Source organism: Yeosuana aromativorans (assembly GCF_014646655.1).
Classification (GTDB): Bacteria; Bacteroidota; Bacteroidia; order Flavobacteriales; family Flavobacteriaceae; genus Yeosuana; species Yeosuana aromativorans.
Window position 1 is genome coordinate 490487 of record NZ_BMNR01000002.1, and the last position, 14608, is coordinate 505094.

Annotated in this window: 16 protein-coding genes; all 16 read right to left on the reverse strand. The window is 33.1% G+C overall.

Features of this window, described 5'->3' with window-relative positions; genetic code table 11:
• Nucleotides 1–19: 19 nt before the first annotated feature.
• Nucleotides 20–331 (reverse strand): DUF6660 family protein, encoded by a 312-nt coding sequence (locus tag IEW94_RS05470; protein ID WP_166961784.1) that lies wholly within the window; start codon nucleotides 329–331, stop codon nucleotides 20–22.
• A 417-nt stretch (nucleotides 332–748) separates the two neighbouring features.
• On the reverse strand, nucleotides 749–1327 hold the full coding sequence (locus IEW94_RS05475; protein WP_166961781.1) for a YceI family protein: 579 nt from the start codon (nucleotides 1325–1327) through the stop codon (nucleotides 749–751).
• 130 nt (nucleotides 1328–1457) lie between these two features.
• Nucleotides 1458–2726, reverse strand: coding sequence for a hypothetical protein (locus tag IEW94_RS05480; protein ID WP_166961778.1), 1269 nt, complete (start codon nucleotides 2724–2726; stop codon nucleotides 1458–1460).
• Nucleotides 2727–2780: 54 nt separating this feature from the next.
• Nucleotides 2781–3362, reverse strand: coding sequence for a YceI family protein (locus tag IEW94_RS05485; RefSeq protein WP_188650815.1), 582 nt, complete (start codon nucleotides 3360–3362; stop codon nucleotides 2781–2783).
• 202 nt (nucleotides 3363–3564) lie between these two features.
• Nucleotides 3565–4464, reverse strand: a complete 900-nt coding sequence (locus IEW94_RS05490) for a DUF4382 domain-containing protein (protein WP_188650817.1) — start codon at nucleotides 4462–4464, stop codon at nucleotides 3565–3567.
• Nucleotides 4465–4586: 122 nt separating this feature from the next.
• Nucleotides 4587–5003, reverse strand: a complete 417-nt coding sequence (locus tag IEW94_RS05495; RefSeq protein ID WP_188650819.1) for an HYC_CC_PP family protein — start codon at nucleotides 5001–5003, stop codon at nucleotides 4587–4589.
• A gap of 120 nt (nucleotides 5004–5123) precedes the next feature.
• Complete coding sequence (locus tag IEW94_RS05500) at nucleotides 5124–7889, reverse strand: heavy metal translocating P-type ATPase (RefSeq protein ID WP_166961766.1); 2766 nt, start codon at nucleotides 7887–7889, stop codon at nucleotides 5124–5126.
• A gap of 896 nt (nucleotides 7890–8785) precedes the next feature.
• Complete coding sequence (locus IEW94_RS05505) at nucleotides 8786–8989, reverse strand: membrane or secreted protein (RefSeq protein ID WP_166961763.1); 204 nt, start codon at nucleotides 8987–8989, stop codon at nucleotides 8786–8788.
• A gap of 114 nt (nucleotides 8990–9103) precedes the next feature.
• On the reverse strand, nucleotides 9104–9535 hold the full coding sequence (locus IEW94_RS05510; RefSeq protein ID WP_166961760.1) for a hypothetical protein: 432 nt from the start codon (nucleotides 9533–9535) through the stop codon (nucleotides 9104–9106).
• Nucleotides 9536–9643: 108 nt separating this feature from the next.
• The gene (locus IEW94_RS05515) at nucleotides 9644–10201 is read right to left on the reverse strand and encodes an AraC family transcriptional regulator (protein ID WP_166961757.1); all 558 of its coding nucleotides are present in this window, start codon (nucleotides 10199–10201) and stop codon (nucleotides 9644–9646) included.
• Between the two features lie 43 nt (nucleotides 10202–10244).
• Nucleotides 10245–11453, reverse strand: a complete 1209-nt coding sequence (locus tag IEW94_RS05520; protein WP_166961754.1) for a permease — start codon at nucleotides 11451–11453, stop codon at nucleotides 10245–10247.
• Between the two features lie 80 nt (nucleotides 11454–11533).
• Nucleotides 11534–11989, reverse strand: a complete 456-nt coding sequence (locus IEW94_RS05525; protein ID WP_166961751.1) for a heme-binding domain-containing protein — start codon at nucleotides 11987–11989, stop codon at nucleotides 11534–11536.
• Nucleotides 11990–12658 carry a DUF3347 domain-containing protein gene (locus tag IEW94_RS05530; RefSeq protein ID WP_166961749.1) on the reverse strand — a complete coding sequence of 223 codons (669 nt, stop codon included), beginning with the start codon at nucleotides 12656–12658 and terminating at the stop codon, nucleotides 11990–11992. It abuts the gene before it with no gap.
• 56 nt (nucleotides 12659–12714) lie between these two features.
• On the reverse strand, nucleotides 12715–13101 hold the full coding sequence (locus IEW94_RS05535) for a DUF302 domain-containing protein (protein ID WP_166961746.1): 387 nt from the start codon (nucleotides 13099–13101) through the stop codon (nucleotides 12715–12717).
• A 5-nt stretch (nucleotides 13102–13106) separates the two neighbouring features.
• The gene (locus tag IEW94_RS05540) at nucleotides 13107–13295 is read right to left on the reverse strand and encodes an SHOCT domain-containing protein (RefSeq protein WP_166961742.1); all 189 of its coding nucleotides are present in this window, start codon (nucleotides 13293–13295) and stop codon (nucleotides 13107–13109) included.
• Between the two features lie 12 nt (nucleotides 13296–13307).
• Entirely contained in the window at nucleotides 13308–14606 is a 1299-nt protein-coding gene (locus IEW94_RS05545) for an APC family permease (protein WP_188650821.1), read from the reverse strand.
• Nucleotides 14607–14608: the final 2 nt, after the last annotated feature.

The window sequence follows — 14608 nt, forward strand, 5'->3', positions numbered from 1 at the left end:
CTGCATTTGCAGGTATTCATTATACCTGTGGTGGTTGTAAGATGGAGGCACTAAAGTCCTTTTCCAGACCTTTAAAGTGGTAAAACACTATTGTAGAAATATCAGTTGATGCTACTGCAAATTCAATAACCTCAAAATGTGTTACATGAACTTGGCAGCAATGGCATATACAAAAGGGCGAACATAAATCCAATCCTTGATGTTGATGGTCGTTGTTTGGACTCTGAGAAATCTCAGTTTTAACTTCGTTGTTGAGCATACCATTATCTTCGCAAGGAGCTAAATTAAGCGAGAAGATGTATAATGCTAATATGAATGCTGAAAATTTCATTGTGGCAAAGATATAAATTATTCAATGCAATGGTTGTGCAAATAAATAAAATCCCTATGAACAAAAACTTATGAAATTTTGATTAAATCACAAATCAAAACATGGAGCAATAGAAAAAGATAAAAAATAGAACTATCCCATATACCTATCTATTTCGTAGCCATCCTTGCACTATCTATATCATACCCATGTAATATAATTGTTTTATGTATAATAATTGCTTTTTACCAATATTTGTCCAAACAAATGAAACGGTAATTTTGACTCCAATCATTATTTTGACGAAAAACTCTTTGAAGAACACTTTCTCGGCTCTATCCAATAAAACTGAATTTATAGTTCTTGGTAACTAAAATTAGAAAATACAAAAAGAGCTGAAGTAATTACTTCGGCTCTTTTAAGATTTTAAAAGTAAATTTAATATTCTTCAACTCTCAGTTGAAAATTAATATCAATAGTATCTTTTACGACTATGAGCCCAAAGGCTTTTTTTGGTGGCTCTAAATTAAAATCACGAAGATTTAAACTCAATATACCTTTAATAAGTAATGTGTCTTCACCTTCAAATTCGATAGGTATGCTATAAGATCTTGTAATACCTGCAATCTCTATATCCAATAGTGCTTGGATTCGATTTTCATTATTTGGGTCTTCACTTATTTCCTTTAATTTAATGAATATGTGTGGGTAAGTTTCCGATTTTAAAAGTTTTTGAAAATCATTGTTTATTCCTGTTCCTCCACAATCAAAATTAGCATTATCTAATACTAAGGTTGTTTTATCAAAAATAATCTCATCTTTATATTTCCTAAAAAAAACAGGAATAGGTTTATTCAATTTTGAGACATTGTATTGACACTTAAATGTACTGATATTTGTTTTTCCTTTAATAAGAATTTTGCTGGTGGGTGCTATTAAAACAGACGTACTTCCAACAAACGCATTTGTAAAAGCCAATGTTGCTAAAATAGAGATAAAAAATAGAATCTTTTTCATGTCCTTATTTATTAACTAATGGTTTTCAGGTTTTAATAATTAAAAAAAGTAAGTCTAAAAGTATACGAGTCTTTTAATTAAATTTCTAACTCATAATTATACTTTTAGACTTACCATTGTACTTATTTTTTTAGAAACTTATAACTGCTTCAGCTATGAGTCCGTTAAATTTACCATCTTCTAAAAGGTTTCCTGCTGGATAATCTTTATATTTTTGAACTACATATTCGGCTTTCATCAAGATGTTTTTGGTCATAAACCAACCAGCTCCTAATTGAAATCTATTGATGTTTACATCGTCTCCACTAGCTAGTTCAGCATTTACGGTATTGTAACGGCCGCCAAAATACAAGTTTTCAGAATTTCCAAATCTGTAAAGAATCTCACCGGCATATTGTTGTGTTTGTCTTCTGCTGCTTTCTGCCAAACTTCTACCTGAAGTTAATTCAACTGTACCAAAAGCTTCTAAACCACCATATTTAATAAATGGGTTTATCATTACGGCTGTGATTTTATTTTTAAAACCAGGATCAAAACGACCAGATCTAAAGTTATCGCTTGTAGCAGTGGCATCTTCCATAACGCTGTAATATCTAGAACCTGCTCTATCTGCGGTGTACAAATATACACTTGGTGCATAGCCTGTGTTGTACAACGAACCTGTTAACCTGAATCTGAAATCGTCAGTTATTTGTTTGTCGTATCCAATTTTTGCCAAGAAAGCTGCGCCTCCTGTAGTTCCATTTGATTCTTTTACGTTTTGGTTTAATTTACCGTTGCTAAAACCAATCATACCTAAAAATCCACTATCAGTTCTGTACAACAACTCAGCACCAACCTCTGTAGTAAATGAATCCATAATTAAGTTACCAACAAATGGGTTGTAAATGGCTTGGGCATTATCACTTCTTCTAAAATGGGCATCGCCATAGTTGTTTTCCATGTGGCCTATTTTAATAGTGGCATGGCTCATGAAGTCTTCCAAGAATCCTTTACTAATAAAATCCAATTTATCAATTTGGAAATATCCGCCTTTTACATAAGTATTATTGTGGTGTCTAGATGATAAATACGTTCTTAAGTGCATTCTTACGCCTTCTGCCAATACAACATCTAAATCTAAGTTAGCCGTTGCCAAGTTAAAGTTGCTTCCTATTTTTCCTAAAGGAATAGCTCCTGAGTTCTCGTTATCAAGCGCTTGGAATTGTAGAGTGGAGGCACCACCAATTCTTACTTGCACCCCATCAAAATTGGTCACACTGTCTTTTGGGCTTTCAAATACATTTAAGCCACGTTGGTCCGGCAACCTGTAATTGTTTAAATCTCTGTTTTGGGCATAAAAACCGAATCCTGTTAATATGGCCACCAATAGTATTGATTTTTTAAAATTTGTGTTCATAATTTCTGTTGTTTAATTGTTTTGATATTTAATTTATTTATTTACTTTTTTGATTTATTTGAATATTGTTGAAAATTCAACGGTAATTTCGTCGCCGGTGGTTATTGTTCCAAATAAGGCTGTTGGTGGTTCTATATTAAACTCGGTCATTTTAATTTTTTTCTCACCAGTCAGTTTAATTTTGGAATCGGTAACACTAAGTGTAAAATCTAAAGAGATAGTTTTTTTAACACCAGCAATGGTTAAATCTCCAATGGCATTTACATCAAACACTCCATTATCTTTGCTAATGGTTTTTTTAACTTCAGTTAATTGGAATGAAATAGTTTTATACTTATCCGTTTTTAAAGCTTTATAAGTGTTTTTATCCATACCACGTTTGCCACTTTTTAAACTTTCAGCCACAATATTAATATTGATTTTTTCTATTTGACCAGTTTCAAGGTTGTTGAAATTTATTTTGCCGCTTTGGTCTTCAGCAACTTCATGCCAATCGTGTATGCTAGAAGTTCCCATAATTTTTAATGATGATTCTTCTTTTAATAATTTAAACTCTTGGGCTTGAGTTAAATTAAATGTTACTATTAATAGAATTATCAAACTTAAAATTCTAGTACTTATTTTATGCGTTTTCATTTTAAAGTTATTTTTTGATTTTTAATTTTAGTACAAATTTCTATACCAAATAGAGTGTAAAATATGATATATATCATACCTGAATGACGTGAAAAAATTTGGCTTTAAAATATGATGTTTATCATATCTTAACATAGAAGTCATCTTGATTTTTTGAGTTACAACCTCTTTTATTTATTATTTTTGTTTTCTTCCAGAAGATCTAATTAGAAATCATCATAATAAAATTCATATTTAAAGTATTATTTGACATCATATTGAATTCGCCCATATTTTGTTCATTTCCAACAGGGTTCATAATATAACCGTCTAATTCAGCTTCAATAGTATACATTCCTTGCGGAATTCCAATAAACGTATAATTTCCATTATCATCAGAATGGGTTGTGGTATAAAGTGCTCCATTATGCATCAATGAAATAGTAGCATTTGGTAAATTTCCAACAGTATCCTGCACATTGCCGTGAATGGTTCCAGACGTTGACATATCCACAATACGCATGGTTGGCATAAAGGTAAAACCGCTCATACTCATCATCATATTAGATCCAGATCCAGTGAAGTTCACACCCTCAAGCATAAATGATTGATTAACATCCATATCTAACAAAAACTCGCTCATACCACCTTCTGTAATAGTTAAGGCATTATTTAAAGTGATATCAATACTTTTGTTGTTTGAATTTAACATCATCCTACCTTGCATCATGCCGTTACCAGAATAGCCATCTTGATTCATATTATATGTGTACGTATCACCATTTTTAGTGACCATTTCTGTAGATGACACATATAAACGCATCAAATCATAATTTCCTACGGGAATTTCAGTATTTGCCATGGTTTCAGTTATACCATTTATCAGTTCTAATAAATTATATGTCATTGGTGTATTCATGATGTTTATCATAGAATTAGTATCAGCATTATTGCCGATTTCAATTTTATCAATGGTTACACTTGCCGACATGAATTGATCATAATGCATTGGTGCATCACTCAGTTTAACTGAAAGCGTGCCTTTTGGTTCGGCTGTGTCATTTGAGCAACTTGCTACAGCTATTAACAATAGTGTAACGAAAAAATATTTTATATTTTTCATTTTAATGTATTTTAAAATTAATTATAACGTATTTAAAGTTTGGTCGGTTATAATTTATAATGTAAAAGGAAGTTCAAACAAAATAGTTTCTAGAATGTTTGATTTAAAAAAGCAGTAGAATATTAAATTCGAAAAACTTGGTATAAAATATTGAAATCATGTGTATTTGGTGGTGGAAAGTAATTCTTGAAATGGATTGCCCTGTTTTCTTTTGGGTAAAATAAAACTGCATCAATTAAATTAAAGACTATGAAATTTTGTTGTTGATTATTGAGTTTTAAGATTGGTTCTTTTTCAAATATTGATCCATTTTTGAGTTGAATTTCTTCTTCGCAACATGTTTTTTTTGAATAAGAAGGGATATTACTTGCTAGCTCACATTTGCCTTCATCCATTCCACATTTCTCCGCATTTCCAAAAAAGGATTCAGAAAAAACATGGCCACCGCATAAGTGTTTTTCTACCGTAAAGGAAACAGATGAAAACAGCACCAATGCTATTAAGAAAAAGACAGCTATGTTAGAAAAAAATTTTTTCATATTTGAGCCCTAAATATTTAATTTTTAATGATTATTATAATTGAATTATCAAAATTATTACCCTGCAAGCTAAAGGTTTTATGTATAATTAAAAATGACATTTATCATATTAAATCTCTTTTATAATCTCACATTTCTCAACCTCAAAGAGTTTGTGATTACAGATACTGAGCTAAAACTCATAGCTAAAGCCGCAATAATTGGTGACAATAACAATCCGAATACAGGGAATAAGACACCTGCAGCAATTGGCACGCCTAAAACATTATAAGCAAATGAGAAAAATAAATTTTGCTTGATATTTCTCATCACGGAATGACTTAAATTTTTTGCTTTAACAATTCCTTGTAAATCGCCTTTAACTAAGGTCATTGAAGCACTTTCAATAGCCACGTCTGTTCCTGTTCCCATAGCAATACCGACATTAGATTGGGCAAGCGCGGGCGCATCATTAATACCGTCGCCAGCCATGGCAACTATTTTACCTTCAGCTTGCAATTTTTTAATGACTTCTAATTTATCTTCAGGTAAGCAACTTGCTTTAAAACTGGTTAAATGTATCTCGTCTGCTACGGCCTTAGCTGTGTTTTCATTGTCCCCAGTTAACATAATAACTTCCACACCTTTATCCATTAATGATTTAACAGCTGCTTTACTTGTTTCTTTTATAGCATCCGAAATACTAACATAACCTACCGCAGCATTATTAACTGCAATATATGATACCGTTTTACCTAATTTTTGTTGTGAAACAATCTTAGCTTCTAATTCTTTAGAAACAGAAGCATTTATTTGTTCCATCAATTTTTTATTTCCTAAAGCAACTTTATTTTTAGCAACGGTTCCTATCACCCCTTTACCTGCAACAGCCTCAAAATCATCAACTTTTATAAGCTTTGTTTTATTTTGCTTCGCATAATTTACAACGGCTTGCGCCAATGGATGTTCACTATATTGATTTAGAGAAGCTATTTGCTGTAACAATTCGCTATTTTTATCATCCGTCGCATATACCTTTTCAACCGAGGGCTTTCCTTCGGTTAAGGTCCCTGTTTTATCAGTTATTAAAACATTTACCTTATTCATGGTTTCAAGTGCTTCAGCATTTTTTATTAATACACCATTTTGGGCACCTTTGCCAACACCTACCATAACCGACATGGGTGTTGCCAATCCTAACGCACATGGGCAAGCAATGATCAGCACTGCAACTGCATTAACAAAGGCATAAACCATGGCAGGTTCTGGGCCAAAATTGGCCCATATAATAAATGTTATGATAGAAACCAAAACCACAATGGGGACAAAATATTTAGAGATGGTATCCGCTAATTTTTGAATGGGAGCTCTGGATCGGCTCGCATCATTTACCATTTGGATAATTTGTGATAATAAGGTTTCAGAACCTACACGTTCCGCTTTCATAACAAAAGATTGTGTGCCGTTTATGGTGCCTGAACTTACTTTATCATCCACTGTTTTATCAACAGGAATTGGTTCCCCGGTAATCATGGATTCATCAATACTGCTTTTTCCTTCAAAAATTACGCCATCCACGGGGATTTTATCACCTGGCTTTACCCGCAACAAGTCCCCGGCTTTAATGTCATGAATGGACACTACTTTGTCTTCGCCATCCACTACTAAAGTGGCTTCCGAAGGTGCCAGTTTTAACAATTCTTTTATGGCGCCACTGGTTTGGCTATGTGCTCTGGCTTCTAATAATTGCCCTAATAAAACTAAGGTTAATATGACTGCTGTGGCTTCAAAATAAAGACTTACATCTCCACTATTGCCTTTAAACTCGGCAGGAAATACATCAGGAAATAAAAGACCGACAATGCTAAATATAAATGCAGCTCCGGTTCCTATGCCAACCAAGGTAAACATATTTAAATTCCAAGTTATAATAGATTTCCATGCGCGTTCAAAAAACATCCAACAGGCATAAAAAACTACTGGTAGTGTTAGTGCAAACTGAACCCAATCCCAATTATATTGCGGCATAATGCTTAATAATGGGTTTTTTGGCAAATACATGGCTAATGAAATCAATAAAACAGGCACAGCGAAAACAGTGGCAATCTTCATTTTTTTTGCCAACATATTGAATGTTTTTAATTCTTCGCTTTCATCGGGCTCCATTGGAATTAAATCCATACCACAAATTGGACAACTTCCCGGTACATCCTTTATAATTTCGGGATGCATAGGGCATGTATATTTGGTATCGCTAACTAATTTTGGTTGCTCAATTAAATCCATTCCGCATTTTGGGCAACTACCTGCTTTATCATAGGTTTTTTCCCCTTCACAATGCATTGGGCAATAAAACACGCCATTGCCTTCTTTTATAGGCCCATGGCTGTGTTGGTGCTCATCTGCATGCTTCTTGCTTTCTGTTTTTCCATGTTTTAGTCCTAAAGACTCTCTAGGCACCAAGGTCATTTTACATTTAGGACATTTCCCTGGCTCATCACTTACAACTTCTGGGTGCATTGGGCATGTATATTCAGCCTTTTGTTCTACTAAATGCATTCCACATATTGGGCAATCGCCGGCCTCTTTATAAGTTTTCTCTCCTTCGCAATGCATAGGGCAATAAAACTCGCTACTGCTTTCCTTTACACTTTCATGCGAATGCTTGTGGTTTTCTTGCTTATTGCTTTCTTGTCCGGGCATTTCAATAGTATAATGCAACCCCGCTTTTAATAAGGTGTCTTGCAATTTTTCTATTGAAATATGGGATGTCATTTCAACAACAACTTCTTCCTTTTTTAAATTTGCAGTTACTTGGGTAATTTCTTTTAAACTTCCTAAAGCACTTTCAACATTGGTTTTACAACCCATGCAAGTCATTCCTGTTATTTTATAAGTGTGTTTCATTATCTTATTTATCTAATTTTATGTTAAGGTCTATTTAAATCCTATCATATTATAAAGGATTTTGGTTAAAACGCATCATATTTTATTATTCTATTTACTTTTACTTAACTCACGTACATCCTCTAATATTTTCTACTTCTAACTTCCGAAATTCCAATAGACTGCAATTTAAAAGCTTTAATCCTAAACAATTAGCATATTTAATTTCTATAAAATAATCGATACTGTCGAAATACGTCTAGGACAAGCCATTTTTTTTATGTTGAGGATAATGTTCATTTTCTTTATGACTAAAACAAATATTACCTAGCGTTGGAAAGCGAATAATAGTAACCAGCAATAGTTCCTAATAAAAGAATAATTATAATGGCGAGTATTCCAATAATTTTATCTTTTCTTGAAATATCACTTTTCGTTTTATGTGATTTCCTTTTGTTCTTTCTTTTATTTCTTCTAGTTTCACTCACTTCTTTTTATTGTTATGTCTATAATAATAGCTAGTTATTAATGGTCATACAATTGCTTATCTAAAATTAATAGACGCGAATTTTAGATTTATCCTCCTAACCAAGCAATTGTTTAACCAATGCACCAACAACTATTAGAGCTATTATCGTGTAGACTATATAGTTGAGCCATTTCTTTATGTTAAACTTTTTGTTGGTGTTTTGGTGATTCTCTTTACAGCATTCTTTCATAATTGTTCTAGTACCTTTTGTTATTTACCATGTTAAATTTCCAATATTTAAAAATGTAAAACGCACGGCTACTAATCCATCAACCCAAAAACATTCTTCTTTCAAAATTCAATTTACAATTTCGGACCATTTTCTATACATTTTGGTCAAGTGGCTTTCTGTCACAGCTTGCTATTTTTTATACTGGGACATTCACTATTAGGAACGTTTAGGTTCATCACAGTCTTTAAACTGATCGGGAGTTTTTCCACACATACTGCATGGTTCTCCATTTTTATTGAGCATAGGGTTTTGGCTTGCACAGGTTCCGGCAAACTTACCTCCTTTTTTGGCCCAAAGTTTTATGGCTATTCCCGTTATTCCCAATCCTATTAGGATAAAAGTGATTAATAAAAGTTTCATCTTTTTAGAGTTTATCTATTTTTCTTGTTTTGCGAACCACCAAATTGTCTAAAGGACAATTATTAGTGGGATAATCCATAAATACATCATGATTTCTAGATTTTAAAATGTGCTCTAGTTTGTATGCATATTGCCCGTGTTCATTCCTTTGGCACTCATCATCTTGATGCAGGAATTCATACACTCATCGCTCATCATGCCTTGATCGTGCATCATTTGCATCATGTGAGTCATCATTTTTTCGTCTTTCATCATGGAGTGCATCATATTCATTGACATTATACTGTCATTCATCATATTCATACCTTCACTATTCATCATCATATTCATCATTCCTTTATCCCCTTGCATCATTTGCATAGCACGCGGATTGTTTTTCATTTTTCCCATAAATTCTGTCATCATATCATGGTCACCTACGATGTTTTGCATCATTTGACCTCTCATTTCTGGGTTTTGCATCATTGCATTTACATTGGCATCTTGTTTGCAGCTTGTTAAGGTAAACAGACCAATTACCGTTAAAAATGTTACTAATGTTTTCATAATATTTAAATTTATTGATTACTCTTTATATCGTGACTTATTTTGACTTTACTCTAGTTAAAATTAAGCATATCATGTTATTTCCCTTTACATAATTCGGGTCATTGTTTATACAATTTGGTCAAGGGTTTTTCTCTCCCATTGTTGCAAGTTTTTATATTCGGTCATTGACATGCCTGTTATGTTTTTAAATTGTCTTGCCAAGTGGCTACTTGACGCATAATTAAGGTTATAGGCTATTTCAGAAAAATTTAATTCTCCCAACTGCATATATTCTTTTACCTTTTCAATTTTTAGGTTAATTTCATATTTTTCAATGGTCATACCTTCAGTTTTACTGAACAGCTTACTTAAGGCAGAATAGGATTTGTTGAAATTTTTAGACAAATAAGAAGAAATATTTAAGTTGTCTTGATTTTCGATTTTTTTTATAAGTGCAATCTTTATTTCTTCAATCAATACTTCTGTTTCATCTTTGATAATCTCAAAACCGTGTTTTTTAAGATTTTCTTCTAATTTAGAATTATCTTTAGGCATACTTTCATTAAAAACTACCTGTCCTAATTTAAGTGAAACTATATTATAACCCAGTGCATCCAACTCTCTTTTCACCGTTGCCTTGCATCGGTTGCATACCATATTTTTTATATAAAGTGTCTTTTTCATTTTTTATTTAGATAAAACATCCATACCAACAACTATTGGGTATTCACAAAAAGGCTTTCAATGCCAATCCTATTAAAAGAATCAAAGCAAATAGATAGACTATCAAACGTTTGAAACCTAATTTTAAAAAATTGAAACCCTTCCAATCTCCATCTTTTTTCTTTTTCTTAATGTTGTAATAAACCAAAACACTTGTTATTACAGCGAAGACCATATTAAACCAGAACGTATAATCTATTTTAAAAGTTCTGCCATCGGCTTGTTTTTTAACAGATTCCGGTATAGCATCAAAAAGTTCAAACCCATAATCCAAAATTAAGGCCGTGAATAAAATACTTATGTACATGATCCCTGCAATATATAAGGCTACCTTTATTCCGTAATATTTTCTGTTCATGTCTACTAAAGGAGGCACCATCAAATCAGAATATATAAATCCCATTACTCCGGTAAATGCTACTCCTGAACCAGCAAGTACTGTAGCCAAAGGAATGTTTCCCATTGACCCTATAAAGGTAAGGGCAGCTACAAAAGGAGCCACCGCTGCATTCTCTAACCGAATCCAAAATCCAGGTTCCCCAGACATGGGCACCATATCCTGTAGAAATATGGCCTGCCAAAAACTATCTGGAACAAAAACCGCTACAAATCCTGCAATTACAAAACCAATCAAGATATCCTCCCAGGCCATTCCCCACTCCATACTATAGCTTTTGCTGACCATATACCATCCTTTTTTTGATTTTATGCGCTTTTTCCAATCAAAGTCTTCTTCTTTAATATCTGATTCCTTTTCTAACTTTTCACGAGCGTTTTTTATCCATTGTTTGGGATATGTTAATTTAATAAGAATCGAACTTATTACAATAAGAACCAATCCACCAATAATTTCTGCTACTACGTATTCTGCTCCCAGAAAAATAAAAATTAAAATACCCAATTCTATTACTAAATTGGTTGAAGCAAACATAAAAGCAACTGTAGTAATAAAATGAGCTCCTTTTTTGAAGAGCGAACGTGCAGTTGCCAATGCTGCAAAAGAACAAGAAGAGCTTATAGCACCGAATAGCGTTGATAAGGAGACGCTTTTAACACTTAATCCACCAATATAATTGGTCAACTTCTTTTTTGGAACAAATGATTGAATCATGGCACTGATTGCATAACCCAAAACAAATGCCCAACCAGATTTCCAGAAGAAGCCTAATGATGTAAATGCGCCTTCTCCCCACTGTTTTAAAAAGTCATTCATAATCTTATGTTTTAGTACCTGGTTTATGAAGGGTTTTAACTAATCAATAAAAGAAACCATTCCATACTTAACATCAGGTCTTATTTTAAACTGTCTTTTATTTGTTTCATAAATCCTATAACCAATTCCTTTTCAGATTCTGATAAAATGGCATCCCTATGAATCAAAGTGTATGAAGACAATGGCATCTCATTATCTTCAATTTGACTTATTATCGATTTTAATTTGCTTTTTTTTCTTCTATCTGAATAGTTTGACCATTCACTAAAATTCAATTCAGACTTACCCTTTTTAATATGGTTTTCTAAAAACCAAGCAACTGGCTGTACTTTATTATACCAAGGATAGGCCGTATTGTTACTATGGCAATCATAACAGGAAATTTGCAACTTGTTCCCAATAGCTTTCGGAACATCATTAACCAACATAAAGTCTGTTTTAGGCACAACATCACTTTGATTGCGTGGGGTTTTAACAAACTGAATTCCTACAAAAACCACCAATAAAACCAATGCTATGATTTTAACTACTTTCATTTAATTAATTTTCTTTTTTACATTCCCACAGGTTATCATTTTACTACCAAAAAAAGGGTTTTTAATCTCTTTGGTTTCACTTAACCAATTTGTTTTTTTCATTGGGCAATAATCTAGGTATAAGGTTTTATTTGTACCCAATAATGTTACCAAATCAGAGATATCTGTACTCAATGTTTCAAAATGCTCCCGTTGGTGCTCAAGAGGGCTTTCGGAAATATGCTCTGCATGTTCTTTAGCATCTTCAACGATGTCCATGTAGGCTGTATGTTGCTCTTCATTAAGTTGCGACATCTCAAAGTTTGAAAAAGCGGCAAGCAATGCTGTTCCTCCTTTTGCGGCATTGTCTTTATTATCGGCAACTAATCCATTTTTAATTTGAAGGTAGGCATCAATAATCGGCGCTGTTGCAGCGTTTTTTTGAGTGGATGCTTCTATATCCCTAGTTTTCATTGTAGCTCCTTTGTCATGATCATGATCTTCATCACCATCTTCATGATGATGTTCTTCACTTTCATTATTCATTCCCATGTGGTTTTCTTTAGCCCCCATTTCTGTATGATGCCCATTTGAATCAACAGACTCCTTTTTGTTGTCTTTACAAGACATTACTGTTAAGGCTGCAAATGCTATTGCAAAAATTCCAATCGATAATTTTGTTTTTCTCATTTTTATTTGTTTTAAGTTTATATTAATAAAATACTGCTTTGCTCTATTTTATAGAGTCATAACTTTTCTATTACGTTTTCAAGCATTGCGGTTATGTCTTTGGCAACATCACTCAACTTTTCATTCTCCACAGCTTGCATTGATGCCATTGGGTTGACCGCAGCTACTTCGATAATGTCTTTATCAATTTCCTGTACTATAACGTTGCAAGGCAACATGGTGCCAATTTTATCTTCTGCTTGTAACGCTTTATGTGCATAAGGTGGATTACAAGCTCCCAATATTATATACTTTTTAAAGTCTACGCCCAATTTTTTCTTTAAAGTTGCTGTTACATCAATTTCTGTAAGTATTCCAAAACCTTCTTCTTTTAATCCTTTTGTAACTTTATCGATAACCTCTTCAAAAGTTCCATTTACTGTTTTATTAAAATAATAGTTCATGTTTTTTAATTTTTTGAATTAATGACTTGTTTTTTTTCCTCATATTCTTCTTTGGATATTTCACCATTTGCAAAGCGTCTGTCCAAAATTTCCGAAGGACTCTCCTTCTTGGGGATTTTGATCCCATTTTTCCCTGCATATAGTATAACCGCCAAAGCAATTATTACTAAAACAATAATCCATGTATACATCATAATTTCTGCTTTTTATTTGTTATCACTTCTTTTCAAAAACCATTTTTCGCCAAAAAAGATAAGCGTTATGGCGACTAATGCAACAATTATAACAGTTACATCTGAACTTGCCTTAATCCATAAAAAGCCACTTAAAACCACTATATCCAAAATTATTGCCGTTAGTACCATAAAGAAATTAGCCTTTATCTCTTTTCTTATATTTTTTAATATGCCCCATTGGATACCTATGTCCATCACCAAATAGAAAATAGCTCCTAGAGATGCAATACGACTTAAATCAAAAAATACAGTTAATACAATTGCTATGACAGTAACGTAAACCAACATATGCCTTTGAATATTTCCAGGCATCCCAAAATGCTTATGCGGGATAAGTTTCATATCGGTTAGCATTGCCGTCATTCTTGATACAGCAAAAATGCTGGCTATAATTCCAGATATGGTAGCCACTATGGCGATACCTACTGTAAACCATAATCCATATTTACCAAAGGCAGGTTTAGATGCTTCGGCCAGCGAATAATCTTTAGCTGTAACAATTTCAGAAATCGTTAAATTTGAGGAGACAGAAAATGCTACTAACAGATAAACTATGGTACATATTGCAAGAGATATAATAATTGCTCGTCCTACATTTTTGTTTGGGTTTACAATTTCTCCACCACTATTTGTAATAGTGGTAAATCCTTTATATGCCAAAATTGATAAAGCCAATGCCCCTAAATAATCTGTAATTGGGTAGGTTGAGTCATTATTAACATTAACAATATCTTGGAAAGAAAAACCAGCAGCCCAAAGTGCTCCAATTGCAAAAATAGAAATACCACCAATCTTTATAATGGCCATTGTTAATGAAGACCTTTCAATAATGTTATTTCCTGAAATATTAATTAGAAAAGCACCAACAATAAGGATGACACCCAATATTGACACCCAAACACTATTATTACTCACATTGAAAAGCTGTAAAGAATAAGAACCAAAAGTTCTGGCAACCAAACTCTCGTTAATAATCATAGAAAATGCCATTAACAGCGCTCCTGATGAAGCAACAGTACCTTTGCCATAAGCTTTAATCAAATACATTGCGATACCGCCTGAGGATGGAAATGCATTCGACATTTTTATATAACCATACGCACTAAAACCTGATATGATAGCTCCAGCAATAAATGCAAACGGGAAAAAATTCCCTGAGAGTTCAGCAATTTGGCCTAATAAAGCAAAGATACCAGCACCAATCATCACGCCAGTACCTAATGACACTGCACCTGTTAAGCTAATACTATTTTTTTTATAGGTTGACATAA